This window comes from Sphingomonas sp. MM-1 (assembly GCF_000347675.2).
Taxonomy (GTDB): Bacteria; Pseudomonadota; Alphaproteobacteria; order Sphingomonadales; family Sphingomonadaceae; genus Sphingomonas_E; species Sphingomonas_E fennica.
In genome coordinates this window covers 2112908-2128271 of record NC_020561.1, presented here as the reverse complement: position 1 = coordinate 2128271, position 15364 = coordinate 2112908, and the positions used below count along the sequence as shown (strand labels likewise).

Here is a 15364-nt window from a genome sequence, read left to right as displayed (position 1 = left end):
GTTCAGCCTTTCCGTTGTCGTTCGTGTTGCAGCAGCCACGCCTTGGTGGGGACGCCGTCTCCGGCGCTATAATGGCCGATCGCGCCGCCGGCGGCGAGCACGCGATGGCAGGGGACGATGATCGGCAGGGGGTTGCGGCGGCAGGCCTGGCCCACCGCGCGGGGCGACGATGCGATGCGCCGCGCGATCTCGCCATAGCTTTGGGTTTCGCCATAGGGGATGGCGATCATCGCGGCGCGATGCGCCTCGCCACGTGGCGTCGTGAGAGGATCGAGCGGCAGATCGAAATCCACCAGCCGCCCGGCGAACCAGGCGTCGAGCTGGGCCAGCGCCTCGTCGATGATCGCATCCGATCGGTCATCCCCGCCGGCCTTGCCGATCGTCAGGCGGGTCAGCGCGGCATCGCGCGCGGTGACGAATATCGGTCCGATCGGGCTCAGATAGGTTGCGTGCGACATGGACCCTTTCCCGAGAACGCTTTACCAGCATGCATAGCGCTCGCTCAACAGGAGACGGCGAATATGAAGATCAGCGTCGATGTCGATTGCACGCCCGAGGAAGCCCGCCGTTTCATGGGCTTGCCCGATCTTAGCAGCGTGCATGACGTCTATCTAGAAAAGATGCGCCGCACGATCGAGGACGGCATCACCCCGGATACGCTGACCAGCATGATCCAGAGCTGGGCGCCCATGGGCGAGGCCGGAATGGGCATGTGGCGGCAATTGTTCGAGCAGATGAGCGGCACCGGCAAGAAATGAGGCGCCGCGCCGGATGACTTCCACGATCTTCGCCTTGTCGAGCGGATCGCCGCCCGCGGCGATCGGCGTGATCCGGATCAGCGGCCCGCGCGCCGGCGCGGCGCTGGAGGCGCTGGCCGGACCCTTGCCGGCGCCCCGCACCGCAGCCCTGCGCTGGCTGGTGGACGGGCGGGGCGATCGGCTGGATCGCGCGCTGATATTGTGGTTTCCCGGCCCGCGCACCGCGACCGGCGAGGATCTGGCGGAGCTTCACGTTCATGGCGGCCGGGCCGTGGTGGCGGCGCTGCAGGCCGCGCTGGGCGCCATGGACGGGCTGCGCCCCGCCGAGCCGGGGGAATTCACCCGCCGGGCCTTCGCCAATGGCGTGATCGACCTTGCCGAGGCGGAGGGCCTCGGCGATCTCCTCGCCGCCGAGACGGAAGGGCAGCGGCGGCACGCGCTGGCCATTGCGGGCGGGGCGCTGAGCCGCCAGGTCGAGGCGTGGCAGCAGGCGATATTGGAGGCTTCCGCCCGGATCGAGGCGATACTGGATTTCGGCGACGAGGGGGATGTCGACGCCGATGAGGCACGGCCCCGCGCGATCGCCGACGGGGTTGCCGCCGGCGTCGCCCGCCTGCTTGCCGCGCCCCCGGCGGAGCGGCTGCGGGATGGCGTCCGCGTCGTGCTCGCCGGCCCGCCCAATGCCGGCAAGTCGACGCTGTTCAATGCGCTCGCCGGGCGCGAGGCGGCGATCGTCACCGATATTCCGGGCACGACGCGGGATGTGATCGAAGCGCCGATCGTGCTGGCGGGCCAGCCGATCCTGCTGATCGACACGGCCGGCCTTCGCGATGGCGACGATCCCGTGGAGCGGATCGGCGTGGCCCGCGCGGAGGATGCGTTGGCCGGCGCGGACATCGTGCTGTGGCTTGGCGATCCCGGCGCGGCGCCCGACCATCCCGGCCTGATCCGCATCGGCGCGCGCTGCGATGCGACCGGGCACAGGGTGGGTGTCGACCTGTCGGTTTCGGTGCATGCGGGCGAGGGGATGGATCGGTTACGCGATCTGCTGATCGATCATGTCCGGGCCTTGCTGCCGCGCGAGGCCGACCTTGCCGTCAATGCGCGGCAGCGGGCCGCGCTGGAGGAAGCTCTGGAGGGTCTGCATCTGGCCACCTCGCCCGATGCCTTGCTCTTTGCGGAGGGGCTGCGGCTGGCGCGGGTGGCGCTGGATCGCATCACCGGGCGGGCGGGAATCGAGGATATGCTGGATGGCCTGTTCGGCCGCTTCTGCATCGGCAAATGACATGTTCCACGTGGAACAGCTTTGACTTGATCCGGCCGCTGGCCTAGCGGGCCGCATGCCCGATAGCTTTGACATCATCGTCGTCGGCGGTGGTCACGCCGGCACGGAGGCCGCCGCTGCCGCCGCACGGATGGGCGCGCGCGTCGCCCTGGTCTCGATGCGGCGCGACATGATCGGCGCGATGTCCTGCAATCCCGCCATCGGCGGCCTGGGCAAAGGCCATCTCGTCCGCGAGGTCGATGCTTGCGACGGGCTGATCGCGCGCGCGGCCGATCATGCGGCGATCCATTATCGCATGCTCAATGCCAGCAAGGGCGCGGCCGTCCAGGGACCGCGCGTGCAGGCCGATCGGGTCCGCTATCGCGCGGCCATCCACGAACTTCTGGCGGACCTGCCCTCGCTGGAGATCGTCGAGGGCGAAGCGGCATCGCTTCGCCTCGGCGGGCCGGAGGGGCGCCGGGTGGAAGGGCTGGTGCTGGCCGACGGCCGTATGCTCGCTGCCCGCGCCGTGGTGCTGGCGACAGGCACGTTCCTCAATGCCCGCCTCCATTTCGGCATGCGTCATGTCGCCGGGGGGCGGGTGGGCGAGGGGGCATCGGTGCCGCTCGCCGAACAGCTCCGCGCGCTCGACCTGCCGATGGCCCGCCTCAAGACGGGAACGCCGCCCCGGCTCGACGGCCGGACGATCGACTGGGCGGCGCTCGATCGGCAGGAATCCGATGCCGATCCGTGGGCGATGTCGCCGCTGGGCAAGGGCCGGGTCGCACCCCAGCTTTTCTGCGCGATCAGCCGCACCAATGCCGAGACACATGCGATCATCCGTGGCGGCCTGGATCGCTCGCCGCTGTTCGCGGGGGTGATCGAGGGGCAGGGGCCGCGTTATTGCCCTTCGATCGAGGACAAGGTGGTCCGTTTCGGCGATCGCGACGGGCATCAGATCTTTCTCGAGCCGGAAGGGCTGGACACGCATCTCGTCTATCCGAACGGCATCTCCACCTCGCTGCCGGAAGATGTGCAGACCGCCCTCGTCCGGAGTATCGCCGGGCTCGATCGCGCCGAGATCGTGCAGATGGGTTATGCCGTGGAATATGACCATATCGACCCGCGCGCGCTCGATTCCGGCCTCGCGGTGCGGGCGATGGAGGGCCTGTTCCTTGCCGGGCAGATCAACGGGACGACCGGTTATGAAGAAGCGGCCGCGCAGGGCCTCGTCGCCGGGATGAGCGCGGCAGCCTTTGCCGGTGGCACGCAGCCGATGCGCTTCGATCGCACCGAAAGCTATATCGGGGTGATGATCGACGATCTGACCTTGCATGGCGCCTCGGAACCCTATCGGATGTTGACCGCGCGCGCCGAATATCGCCTGCGCCTGCGTGCGGACAATGCGCCGACGCGGCTGACCGGCGCGGCGATCGCGGCCGGAATGGTGGGGCCCGAGCGTCGCGCCTGGTTCGAAAGCCGGATGGCCGCGCGCGAACGGCTGGAGGAAGCGACGACCGAGCAGCTCTCGGCCGATCGCATCGCCGATACCGGTGCGCAGGTGACGCGCGACGGGAGCGTGCGATCGCTCGGCGAATGGCTGCGCTTCCCCGGTGTCGGGCCGGACACGCTTCTCGCGCTTCGCCCCGCGCTTGCCGATATCGACGGCGAAATCATCGCGGAGTTCCGCACCGATGCGCATTATGCGCCCTATCTCGCCAGGCAGGAGGATGAGATACAGCGGCTCAAGTCGGACGACGGCATTGCCTTGCCGGCCGACATGGATTTCGCCGGGATACCGGGCCTCTCCAACGAGATGGTCGAGCGGCTAGGCAAGGCCCGGCCGTCGTCGATCGGGGCGGCGGCCCGGGTGAGGGGGGTGACGCCCGCGGCGCTGGCCGCCATCCTCGTCCACGCCCGGCGCCGGGCGGCGGCATGACCGAAGATGAGGCGCGGCGCTGGCTGTCCGCCAATTTCGATGTTCCACGTGAAACATCTGACCGGCTCGAACGCTTCGTGGCCGAAGTCATTGCGGAAAACGAGCATCAGAATCTGATATCGGCGGCGACGATCCCGGAAATCTGGGCCCGCCATATCGTCGATTCCGCCCAGCTTCTGCGCCATGCGCCGGTCGGCCCCTGGATCGATCTGGGATCGGGGCCGGGCTTTCCGGGGCTGGTGATCGCGGCGATGGGGGATTTTCCCGTCACCCTGGTCGAATCGCGCCGCCGCCGCGCGGACTTCCTGGCCCGGACGGCGGAGCGCCTCGGCATTGCCGATCGCGTGACGGTGATCGACAAACGGCTGGAGCAGATCGAAAGCCGGCCCTTCGCCGCGATCAGCGCCAGGGCCTTCGCCCCGCTGGACCGGCTGCTGCCGCTCGCCGCCCGTTTTGCCACGCCTGATACGATTTGGGTGCTCCCCAAGGGGCGGAGCGCGCAGGCGGAACTGGATACCGCGCGGATAACATGGCAGGGTGCGTTCCGGATCGAACCGAGCGTCACCGATCCGGAAGCCGGTGTCATCGTTGCCACGGATGTCCGGCCCAAGACCATCAGGCCAGGGAAAGCGCGATGATCCGGATTGCGATCGCAAATCAGAAGGGCGGGGTGGGCAAGACGACCACGGCCATCAACATGGCGACCGCGCTCGCCGCCACGGGATCGCGGGTGCTGCTGGTCGATCTCGATCCGCAGGGCAATGCTTCCACGGGCCTCGGCGTCGATCAGGCGGCGCGGGTGCGCTCCTCCTACGAACTGCTCACCGGCGACGCCAGCGTGGCCGAAGCCGTGATCGCCACCAAGGTGCCGCGCCTCGATCTGATCGCCGCGACCGTCGATCTATCGGGGGCGGAGATCGAGCTTATCGATTTCGACAACCGCACCCATCGCCTGGATACCGCGCTGGCGGAGGCGCCGGCCGGCCGCTGGGACATCTGCCTGATCGATTGCCCGCCCTCGCTGGGGCTGCTCACTGTCAACGCGCTGGTCGCCGCGCAATCGCTGCTGGTGCCGCTCCAGTGCGAATTCTTCGCGCTCGAAGGGTTGAGCCAGCTTCTCACCACCATCGAACGCGTGCGCGCGCGCTTCAATCCCGAGCTGCGCATCCTCGGTATCGCGCTCACCATGTATGATCGCCGCAACCGCCTGTCGGAACAGGTGTCGCAGGATGTGCGGGCAACGCTGGGGCCGGTGGTGTTCCAGACGGTCATTCCCCGCAACGTCCGCCTTTCCGAAGCGCCGAGCCATGGGGTTCCCGCCTTGATCTACGATTATCGCTGCGCTGGATCGGAAGCCTATATGGCATTGGCACGTGAACTGATCGCCCGCTTGCCCAAGATCGCCGCCAGCGCCGGAGTTGCGGCATGAGCGAGGAAGCGGCCGCCCGCCGCCGTCCATCCGGCCTCGGCCGCGGTCTCTCCGCCCTGCTGGGGGAGGCCGCGCGCGAACAGCCGATCGCCGCCGATGGCGAGCAGCGCGCCCCCGGCGTGCAGATCGTCGCCGTCGCCACCATTCGCCCGCATCCCGGCCAGCCGCGCCGCCGCTTCAACGAGGAAGCGCTGGAGGAACTCGCCCAGTCGATCCGCGCGCGCGGCGTCATCCAGCCGATCGTGGTGCGGCCGCACGGCACCGGTTTCCAGATCGTCGCCGGCGAACGGCGCTGGCGGGCGGCGCAGCGCGCGCAGCTTCACGAAGTCCCTGTCATCATTCGCGATTTCAGCGAGGCGGAGACGCTGGAAGTCGCGCTGATCGAGAATATCCAGCGCGAGGACCTGAATGCGATCGAAGAGGCGGAAGCCTATAGCCGGCTGATCCGCGATTATGGCCATACCCAGGAGGCGCTGGGCCGGCTGGTGGCGAAATCGCGCAGCCATGTCGCCAACCTGCTGCGCCTGCTCGACCTGCCGGCGCCGGTGCGGACGATGGTGGCCGATGGCGCGCTTTCCATGGGCCATGCCCGCGCGCTGATCACCGCCGCCGATCCCGAAACCCTCGCGCGCGAGGTGGTGCAGCGGGGGCTATCCGTGCGCGACACCGAGGGGCTGGCGCGCAAGGCCAAGGGCGCCACGGGCCGGGCGGCGGCCCAGATCGAGCCCAAGGCCGGCAACGATGCCGATATCGCGGCGCTGGAGCGGCAACTGGGCGACATGCTGGGGCTGAAGGTCTCGATCCAGCATGCCGGGCAGGGGGGCACGGTGACGCTCGCTTATTCCTCGCTCGACCAGCTCGACATGGTCTGCCAGCGGCTGAGCGGCGAACCGATCTGACAGGCATTTCCGGCGGTTGATCCGGCCGATCCGCGTGGATCGGGCGCCTTGGCGCGGCCTGTCGCAATATAATGCTGCTGTGGGGCGCCGGTCGCGGCGGGCAGGCCATCGTCCGGCCTGACGCCGGCGCGTGACGGGCGTTCGACGCCGGGAACGCCGATTGCTTCCCGCCGCCGGCTCGCCCGCTCAATCGGGCACCGCCCCGGAAGCGGAAGGCCGCATTCGGGGCTAGTGCGCGCTGGACTTCACTGGTTTGCTCGCCGGATTTCGAACGGGCGGGACCCGCTCAGCCGATCGCAGGGAGGCGGATCAGAAGGGAACGTCGTCGTCGAGATCGTTGTCGAACGGGTTGGAGGGGCGCGCCGCGCCGCCGCCGGCCGGGCTGCCGCCCCGGTTGCCGCCGCCGAAGCCGCCACCGCCGCCCATGCCGGTCGATCCGTAATCGGGATCGTCATCGCCCCAGCCGCCGCCGGCACCGCCGCCCCGGCTGCCGCCGCCGCCACCTTCGCCGCGCCCGTCGAGCATGACGAGCTGGGCGTTGAAGCCCTGGAGGACGATTTCGGTGGAATAGCGATCCTGGCCGGACTGGTCCTGCCACTTCCGGGTCTGGAGCTGGCCCTCGATATAGACCTTGCTGCCCTTGCGCAGATATTGCTCGGCCGTGCGGGCGAGGCCTTCGTTGAAGATCGCGACCGAATGCCATTCGGTCTTTTCCCGCCGTTCGCCGGTGGCGCGATCCTTCCAGCTTTCGGAGGTGGCGATGCGCAGGTTCACCACCTTGCCGCCATTCTGGAAACTGCGTGATTCAGGATCGCGGCCGAGATTACCGACCAGAATTACCTTGTTCACGCTGCCAGCCATGTCCGTCTCCCGATAACAGTCGCCTGCTCTAAGCATCGGGAGCCCGCGCTGCAATCCCGCCCGTTCCATCTTGCGGCACGGGCGGGATCGGGGAGCCTAGAAACCGATGTTGATCGAGGCGCGGAAGGCTATGGCGGCGTGGCCCTGCTGTTCCTCGGCGCTCAGTTCGCCGCCGGCGGTGAAGCCGCTATTGCCGCCGAGCAGCCTGAGGCGGCCGACCCAGCCGTTGGTGCGGTCTTCCGGCACCAGGGTGAAGGCCTCGCCATCGCGGAAGCGGGCGGTGGTGCTGCCCAGCTTGCCGCCGATGATCTGGCGGCGGCCGCCCTCGATCTCGGTGCGGAACCAGCCGGCGTCCGGATCCTTGCCACCGAAGTTCAGGCCGACGGCGACGGTGCCGTTGGCGGCGAACTCGTCGCTGGTGCGGCTGTCGACGATCAGGTTGAAGGCATCGCCGCCCCCGGTTTCGTCATAGCCCTTCTCATGCAGGCGGTAATAATCGATCGATCCCACCGGCCGCACGCTGACGCGGCCGAACTGCATCTCGTAGGAGGCGCCGCCCGCCGCCGAGAAGAGCGTGCCGTTCCATTTGCCCCTGGTCTGGCGGGTGACCTCCTCGTCCCCGAACGTGCCGGCGAAATCGCGCCGGCCCTTGAACTTCACATAAGCGCCGGATGCGCGCGCGAAGGTGTGGAGGGCGCCGAAATCGGCCCGCCAGTAACCGGCCAGCTCGAACTGGTTGGACTGGACCTCGTTGTCCGTGCCGCCATCGGCATCCTTGCCGTAGAGATAGGCGAGCGACACGCCGAAATTGCCGAAGCCGTCCGTCTTGGCCTCGGCGCCGCCGGAGGCGCCCCAGCCGGTGATGTCGTAGGAGGCGGTATCCCCCAGGCTCTTGGACGTGCCCCAGGCCACCTGCTGCAGCCAGAAGCCCCAGCCGCCCTGATCGGCGAAGGGCGCGCGCGGATCGGCGAGCATGCGGGCGCTGGCGCGCGAACCGGAGGTCACCGCCTCGAACGTGCCGCCGGCATGATCGGGCAGCATCTGGCGGAGCTGGCGGCGGAAGCGATCGCCATCGGCGATGTCGAGGAAGGCGCCGGCGATCTTGGCGTCCTTGTCCAGCACCTTGAACACCGCGTCATAAGCGGCGGCCTGCGAACGGTTGAGGCCAAGCTCGGTCGCGTTCTTGCGCTGGATGTCGATCGCCAGCTCGTTGGCGTTGGCGCCGGCGACCACGCTGCTCTTGAACATGTAGGGCAGCGCCGTATCGGCCGAGGCGAGCTGATCGCCGCCGGTAACGCTGCCGGCGCGCAGGAAGGTGTAGACGCCTTCGGAATCGGAGACGTTGGCGAGCTTCACCACCACCTTCGATCCGGCGGCGAAGCTGGCGTCGCCCGCGACCTGGTAGAGCGTGCCGGTGCCCGCCGCGCCATCGACGTTGACGCGGATCGCGCCGGTGCCGCCCACGTTGAGCGAGGCCAGGGCGACGGTGCCGGTGTTGGCGAGATCGAGCGTGCCGCCCGCGACGTTCACCGCCAGCCCCTGCGAGCCGGCGAGCGTGCCGCTGAACCGGGCGGTATCGCTGAGGGTGAGGCTGTCCGTCCCGCCGCCAAAATCGGCGGTGCCGCTGAAGATCGACGTTCCGGACAGCGCCATGACGTCATTGCCCGCGCCGAACTCCGCCTTGCCGGCATAAGCGGCGTCGCCCGAAAGCTGGAGCCGGTTGGCGCCCGCGCCGAAGCGGGTCGTTCCCGAAACCGCGCCGTCGGCGATGTCGAGCGTGTCGGATCCCGCGCCGAAGAGGATATCCCCCTGGATGGCCGGGGCGGCGGCGCCCTGGGCGGCGGCGATCTGCCTCACGGTGGTGCCGCCATTATTGGCGGACAGATCGATGGCGACGTTGCGATCGGAGGTGGCGAGCGCGCCGGTGGCGACGATCGAGCCGCTATTTTCGACGAGGGTGACGGTGCCGGCCTTGTCGACGATGGCGGTGGCGGCGCCGTCCGCACCGCCGGCCGAGGCCTTGATCTGGCCGCTGTTGCGGATCGTGCCGACATTGGCGCCGGCATCGATGCGGATCGCGGTGGCCTTGCCCTCCGCGCCGGTGCCCGATCCCGCGCCGATGCCGCCGCTGTTGCGGATCTCGGCCACGGTGGCGCCGCTGCCGATGCGCAGGCCGGTGGCGGACGATCCCGCCCCGGCGCCGGTGGCGGTGATCGTGCCGCTCACCGTCATCCCGCCGGCGATGGTGACCGCCTTGCCCTGTCCGCCGATCACCATGGCATTGCCGTCGATGCCGGCGAAGACGCCGTTGCCCGCGATCGCGCCTTCGACGACGAGGCCATGGCCGTTGGCGTTGCCCGCCACGGCGCCGATGGCGACGTCCTGCGCGGCCGATCCGATCTCGACCGCCGCGGCGGAGCCGTAGGAGGTGATGGCGGCCGTGCCCTCCTTCGAATCCTCGATGCCGTCCTTGTCCTCATCCTTGTCGTCGGGATTGGTGTCCTTGGGCGGGGCGGCGAAGACGATCCCGCCCGCGACGTTGCCGGCGACGCGCACGGCCGGCCCGCCCTGGAGCAGATCGTCCGCATCGAGCTTGCTGGGATCGGAAACCGAGGTGCTGCGATAGCCCGTCGCCGTGATGGCGCCCTGCACCACCATCGCCCCGCCGACATTGCCGTCGACGGCGAGGCCCACCGAATTGGCGCCCTGCACGTTGATCGCGCCCTGCACGCGGACATCGCCGCTCACGTCGCGGGTGCGGATGCCGTAGCCATTGTCGCCGATCACGTTGATCGAGCCGCTGTTGGTGAGCGATCCGGTGAGCGTGCCGCCCAGCACGATGCCGCCGGAATTATTGCCCTCGATCGCGATGGTGCCGCCGTTGACGATATTGCCGGTCATCGCACCCGCGGTGCGGATGGCGAAGCGGTTGCTGCCCTGCGCCAGCGGACCATCGAGGTCGCCGTCCTTGTCCGTATCGGTGGGCGCATAGGTTTCGTCGATGGTGATCTTGCCGCTGTTGGTGATCGTGGTGGTCATGCCATCGTTGACGAGGATGCCGGTCGCGTCGTTCACGTCGCTGAAGGTGATCGCGCCTTCGTTGGTGACCTTGTTGGCGCTGTTGACGGTGACGGCCGCGCCGCTGGCGGTGGGGACGATCGATCCGGCGCTGCTGATCTTGATGTCGTCGGCGGCGCCGGAATTGACGGTGGCCGTCGCCACGCCCGCCGTGCGCTTGTCTCCAATGGTGGTTTCGGCCTGGACGGGGGCGGCCAGGATGAGGAGGCCGAGCGGTGTAAGGCAGGTCGTGGCAAGAAGGCTGCGCATCGAAGAACTTTCCCTTTTCCCTCGCGGCGGATTCTTCGTCTCCGGGATAGAAGACGAGACCGGCCGTCATGGCGAAGACGGTGCCGAAAGCACGGAACCTTGATCGTGCGCCACAGAAATCGTCTTTGATGAGTATTTGGAAATGCGCGGAAAGCGGATTTCCGCGTGGGGCCTGCTCAGAAGTGCGCGTCGAGGCCGAGGCGGACCGTGCGCGGCCGCAGGGGCGTGATCTGGTCGATACGGTTGATGAGGAAGGGCGTGCCGAGCGCGAAGCGGTTGCCGACCGCGTCGGCGAGGTTGGTCAAGGTGAGCGTGACGCCGAGATCGGGCCGGCCGATGCGGACGCTGAGCGCGGTATCGACATAGTCGCCCTGCGCCTCCCCCAGGATCGGCCCCACGCCCAGCCGCGACCGGCCGACATAGCGGAGGTTGGCGCCGACCCGGAGATCGAGATCGTCGGTGAGGATCGCGCGATAGTCCACGCCGCCGCGCGCGGACCATTCCGCCACGTTGGGAAGCTGCGACAGGCGGCCGAGGGTGATGGCCGGCGCCGGATCGCTGACCTTGCTGTCATTGTAGATGATGGCGGCGTCGATGCCGAGCCCGGCGAACGGCCGCCAGCCGGCATTGGCGGCGATGGAATAGATCCGGCCGTCGCCGATATTGGCGGTGGTGGGCAGGCCGGTGGCGTCGATATAGTCGGCCTGGATGTCCTGCCAGCGCGTGTAGGAAAAGCTGGTCGCGAGCATGAAGGCATCGCCCGGCCCGCCGTGGCGGAAGCCGCTTTCCCAGGTCTTCACCTGATCGCCCTTGAAGCGGCGGACGAACTGGTCCTCGATCGCCAGGCCGCCGGGGCGGAACCCTTCCTGATAGCGCAGGAAGAAGACGAGATCGGGCATAAGCTGCGCCGACAGGGCGAGCGAGGGCGAGACGTTGGTTTCGCCGCGCGCCGCGCGTAGCCGCGCATTGGCGGCGGCAAGCTGGAGCGCGGTGCCCTCGTCCTGATTTTCCGGCGCCAGATAGGGGAGCGCGATGTCCACGCCCTCGCCCGACAGGCGGGAATGGGTGACGCGGCCGCCGGCGGTGAAGGTGAGATCGCGCAGCACCTCCACGCTCGCCTCGCCATAAGCGGTATATTCGCGGATGCGGTTGATCACGCCGGTCAGCGGGACCGCCAGCCCGTCCGGCCCCAGCGAACGCCGGAGCTTGGCGCGATTGTCGAGATAGCTTGCCCCCACCACCCAGCCGAAGCCGTCGCGCGTCGGCCGCGACAGCCGGGTCTCGTGCGAGAAGAAGCGGGTATTATTGTGCTGGGTGAAGGCCATCGGCACGCCTTCGGTGACACCCGCGACCCGCACCGCGAGCAGCGGCCACAGCCGGTTGATCGCGGTGCCGTCGTCGGCGGGGCCGTCGGGCACGGTCGCGTCATAACGTTCGCCCAGCTTCTGGCGGGCGATGCCGGTGGAGGAGACGAGGCGGAGATCGTCCCAATCCTTCGTCACCACCAGATCGCCGAGCGCATAGCTGCCGTCGAAACCCTGGTCGACCCGGGTGGACCGGGTGAGGCGCGGGCCATCGCGATCGGCATATTGGCTGTCGGCGCCGTGAATGTCCTGATAGGTGGCGCCGATATCGATCGTCCAGCCATCGCCCGGCGCGATCCGCAGCGTGGCCCGGCCACCATAGGTATCGGTGCGGTTGACGTTCTTCCGGTCGAGCAGCGGATTATCGATATAGCCGCCTTCGGTGACACCGTAGCCGACGAGGCGCAGCGCCATATTGTCGTCGGCCATCGGGAGGTTGATCATGCCCCCGATATCCGCGCCGGGATCGCCATGCTGGGTGAGGCTGGCGCCGGCCGAGAGCGCGCCTTCGAGCATGCCGGGCCGTGGCGCGTTGCGGACGACGCGGATGATGCCGCCCAGCGATCCCGCGCCGTAGAGCGTGCCGTTGGGGCCTTCCAGCACCTCGACCTGGGCGATGTCGTAGAGCTTCAGATCGGGATCGGGGGCGTTGTAGCTGAGCCGCACGTCGCCGAAATACTGGCCGACCGTCGCCTGCGTGGGGCCGGTGAAGCTGGAATCGGCGATGCCCCGGATGAACAGCTTGTTGCGCCCCGCGCCAAGATGGGTGGAGGACAGGCTGGCAAGCCGCGCGAGGATCGAATCCGTGCCGCCTTCCCCGCCGAAGGCCAGATCCCGCCCGTCGATCATGTTGACGGTGGCCGGATAATCGCCCAGCCGCGCATCGCGCTTGCTGGCGGTGACGATGATGTCGCTGCCGCTTTCCGGGGCGGGGGCGGGCGGGGGAGCCGCCGCCGGCGCCCTTTGCGGCGCGGGGCGGGCCGCGGCCGCAGGCGCCGCGGCGACGATCCGCCAGCCGTCGCCGGGGAGCGCGACGGCGCGGCCGCCGGCCGCGGTGGCCAGCCGCCGCACCGCATCGCGCACCGTCATCCGCCCGTTGAGCGCCGGCACCGGCCGCGCCCAGAGCGCGGCATCGGGCACGCTGACGCTGACCCCGGCCTGCCCGGCCAGGGCCGCCACGGCATCGCCCAGCCGCCCGGCGGGAATCTGGAGCGAAACGGACGGCGCGGACGCGGCTACGGCCGGCGCCGCCATCAGCAACGCCGGGAGCATCATCCATGAAGGCGCGGAGCGGCTCACTTCTGCTTGGCGGTCAGAACCCATCCCTTCCCGCCCCGTTCTATGCGGACGTCGAGCAATGGCCCCAGCCGCTCCAGGAAGCGATCGCGCTGGCCGTCCAGCGCGATGACGCCACGGAAGGGCCGGGCCGCGACGTCGGGCGCGACCGAAACCGGCAGGCCGAGATTGCGGCTTATATCCTCCGCCACCACGCCGATGGGGGTGCCGTCATAGATCAGGCGGCCCTGCTTCCACGCCACCATCGCGGCGGGATCGGCCGTGCCCAGCGTGACCACCGAATCGTTCGCGCGGGCATGGAGCGTGCGGCCGGCGCCAAGCTCCACCGATTCCCCGCGCGGGTTATAGACCACCGCGCCCTCCGCGACCGCGACCGAAAGCCCGGCCCGATCGCTGACGACGTTGAACACCGTGCCGACGTCGCGCAATTCCGCGCCGGCGGCATGGACGATGAAGGGGCGGCGATCGTCATGGACGACGGTGAACAGCGCCTCGCCGCGATCGAGCGTGGCGATGCGCTGGTTGCGGTGATCGAGGGTGATCCGCGATCCGCCGTTCAGGTCCACCTGGCTGCCATCCGCCAGCGCGATGCTGCGCCGTTCGCCGGGCGCGGTTTCGATGCTGTAGGGATCGGCCCGGTTCTGCAGCACCGTATAGCCGGAGACCGCGACCAGCGACGCCGCGATGGCGCCGCCCAGCCAGCCGCCGAAGCGACGGCGCGTGACCGGATTGGCGACCGGCGGGGCTTCGACAGGCGCGGCCGCCGGCGGCGCGGCGGCGAACCATTCCCCGACATCGGCGTCGGCGGCGGCAAGTTCATGATAGACGCGCGCGCGATCGGGATCGGCGGCCAGCCAGTCGCCGAACGCCTCCCATTCGCCGAACGCGGGATCGCGCTGGCGGATCAGCCAGTCGAGCGCCGCTTCGCGCATTGTCATGTCATCCATCATTGCCACGCCCTGTAGACGGAATCACATGCCGCCAGCCTCAGCCCCGTTTCATTCGGCATCGAGACGGCTCCTGAGCTCGATCATCGCGCGATAGGCGCGGCGCAGGTCGCTTTCGACCGTGGAGAGGCTGACGCCCAGCTCCATGGCGATCTCGCGCTGCGAAACCCCGTCCAGCCGATGCCGCCGGAACACGGTTTCCGCCCGCGTCCCCAGCGCCGCCAGCGCGGCCTCCGCCTGGCGCAGCCTTTCCCGCGCGATCAGCGTCCGCTCGCCGCCCGGCATGTCCGAAACCCCCGGCACCGTGGCGCCAGTGGCTTCGCTCCATTCATGGTCGCGCCGTTCCGCCGTGCGGAGCGCGCGATGGCGATCGACCATCAGATTGTTGGCCGCCCGGTAGAGATAGGCCAGCGGTTGCGCCACCGGCCCGGCCGGCGCCGCCGAGATGCGGACCCATAATTCCTGCAGCAGATCCTCCGCGCCTTCGCCGGCGCCATGGGCGGCGAGGAAACGAAGCAGCCGATCGCGATTCTCGAGAAAAACCGTTTCGAGGCCGCCGCTGTTCCGCATGGCCGCTTGCTATCAGCCCAATCGCGCGCCGAACAGGGCGGTGCCCACGCGGACATGGGTGGCGCCCAGCATCACCGCCGTCTCATAATCGCCCGACATGCCCATGCTGAGGCCGGCCAGCCCATGATCGCGGGCGATCTTGGCCAGCAGCGCGAAATAGGGCGCGGCCTCCGTATCGGCCGGCGGCACCGCCATCAGCCCGGCGAGCGGCAGCCCCGCCGCGCGGACCTCGGCGAGGAGCGAGGGCACATCGGCGATCGCGCAGCCGCCCTTTTGCGGCTCCTCCCCGATATTGACCTGGATGAAGCAATCCGGCCGGCGGCCGGCCCGCTCCATCGCCCGGGCGAGCGCGGTGACGAGCGACGGGCGATCGACGCCGTGGATCGCATCGAACAGGGCGACGGCATCGTCGGCCTTGTTCGACTGGAGCTGGCCGACATGGTGGAGCCGGAGCCCCGGCACCGCATCCCGCAATGCGGGCCACTTCGCCTGCGCCTCCTGCACCCGATTCTCGCCGAAGCTCGCCTGGCCCTGCGCGGCGAGCGCGAGGATCGCGTCCACCGGCTGGGTCTTGGAAATGGCGATCAGCTCGATCTCGGAAGGGTCGCGTCCGGCGACGCGGGCGGCGCGGGCAATGCGCGCGCGCACCGATTCAAGCGCCGGCAGGCCATCATCGTCTCTGGAGTCTTCGTGTGGAACCATGGTCGCTG

13 protein-coding genes are annotated in these 15364 nt (G+C 69.2%); 6 read left to right on the top strand and 7 right to left on the bottom strand.

All coding sequences use genetic code 11. The annotated features are described in order from the left end of the window. Positions 1–2: 2 nt before the first annotated feature. On the bottom strand, positions 3–458 hold the full coding sequence (locus G432_RS10290; RefSeq protein ID WP_015458756.1) for a methylated-DNA--[protein]-cysteine S-methyltransferase: 456 nt from the start codon (positions 456–458) through the stop codon (positions 3–5). A gap of 63 nt (positions 459–521) precedes the next feature. On the opposite strand from G432_RS10290, the gene G432_RS10285 reads away from it, so the two are divergent. Genes G432_RS10285 through G432_RS10260 form a run of 6 tightly spaced genes read left to right on the top strand, consistent with a single transcriptional unit; the run spans position 522 to position 6289 of the window. Then, positions 522–758: a DUF6489 family protein gene (locus G432_RS10285; RefSeq protein ID WP_015458755.1), complete on the top strand. Its 237-nt coding sequence runs from the start codon at positions 522–524 to the stop codon at positions 756–758. A gap of 13 nt (positions 759–771) precedes the next feature. Next, a complete protein-coding gene (gene mnmE / locus G432_RS10280) occupies positions 772–2043 on the top strand; it encodes a tRNA uridine-5-carboxymethylaminomethyl(34) synthesis GTPase MnmE (RefSeq protein WP_015458754.1) in 1272 nt (423 codons plus the stop codon). A 55-nt stretch (positions 2044–2098) separates the two neighbouring features. Further along, entirely contained in the window at positions 2099–3961 is a 1863-nt protein-coding gene (gene mnmG, locus G432_RS10275) for a tRNA uridine-5-carboxymethylaminomethyl(34) synthesis enzyme MnmG (RefSeq protein ID WP_015458753.1), read from the top strand. Then, a complete protein-coding gene (rsmG, locus tag G432_RS10270) occupies positions 3958–4599 on the top strand; it encodes a 16S rRNA (guanine(527)-N(7))-methyltransferase RsmG (RefSeq protein WP_015458752.1) in 642 nt (213 codons plus the stop codon). Before mnmG ends, rsmG begins: the two co-directional genes overlap by 4 nt. Continuing rightward, the gene (locus G432_RS10265; RefSeq protein ID WP_015458751.1) at positions 4596–5390 is read left to right on the top strand and encodes a ParA family protein; all 795 of its coding nucleotides are present in this window, start codon (positions 4596–4598) and stop codon (positions 5388–5390) included. The genes rsmG and G432_RS10265 overlap by 4 nt, the downstream gene beginning before the upstream one ends. After that, the gene (locus G432_RS10260; protein WP_015458750.1) at positions 5387–6289 is read left to right on the top strand and encodes a ParB/RepB/Spo0J family partition protein; all 903 of its coding nucleotides are present in this window, start codon (positions 5387–5389) and stop codon (positions 6287–6289) included. Before G432_RS10265 ends, G432_RS10260 begins: the two co-directional genes overlap by 4 nt. 309 nt (positions 6290–6598) lie before the next feature. On the opposite strand, the gene ssb is transcribed toward G432_RS10260, so the two are convergent. The 6 genes from ssb to G432_RS10230 all read right to left on the bottom strand — a co-directional run bounded on the left by ssb (position 6599) and on the right by G432_RS10230 (position 15356). Further along, positions 6599–7150 carry a single-stranded DNA-binding protein gene (gene ssb / locus G432_RS10255; protein ID WP_041864874.1) on the bottom strand — a complete coding sequence of 184 codons (552 nt, stop codon included), beginning with the start codon at positions 7148–7150 and terminating at the stop codon, positions 6599–6601. 96 nt (positions 7151–7246) lie between these two features. Beyond that, positions 7247–10477: an autotransporter outer membrane beta-barrel domain-containing protein gene (locus G432_RS10250; protein WP_015458748.1), complete on the bottom strand. Its 3231-nt coding sequence runs from the start codon at positions 10475–10477 to the stop codon at positions 7247–7249. Between the two features lie 176 nt (positions 10478–10653). Then, positions 10654–13095 (bottom strand): TonB-dependent receptor, encoded by a 2442-nt coding sequence (locus G432_RS10245; protein WP_236626757.1) that lies wholly within the window; start codon positions 13093–13095, stop codon positions 10654–10656. A gap of 41 nt (positions 13096–13136) precedes the next feature. Next, on the bottom strand, positions 13137–14075 hold the full coding sequence (locus tag G432_RS10240) for a FecR family protein (RefSeq protein ID WP_236626756.1): 939 nt from the start codon (positions 14073–14075) through the stop codon (positions 13137–13139). A gap of 60 nt (positions 14076–14135) precedes the next feature. Beyond that, positions 14136–14654, bottom strand: a complete 519-nt coding sequence (locus tag G432_RS10235) for a sigma-70 family RNA polymerase sigma factor (RefSeq protein ID WP_015458745.1) — start codon at positions 14652–14654, stop codon at positions 14136–14138. 12 nt (positions 14655–14666) lie between these two features. After that, positions 14667–15356: a YggS family pyridoxal phosphate-dependent enzyme gene (locus G432_RS10230; protein WP_015458744.1), complete on the bottom strand. Its 690-nt coding sequence runs from the start codon at positions 15354–15356 to the stop codon at positions 14667–14669. Positions 15357–15364 lie beyond the last annotated feature (8 nt).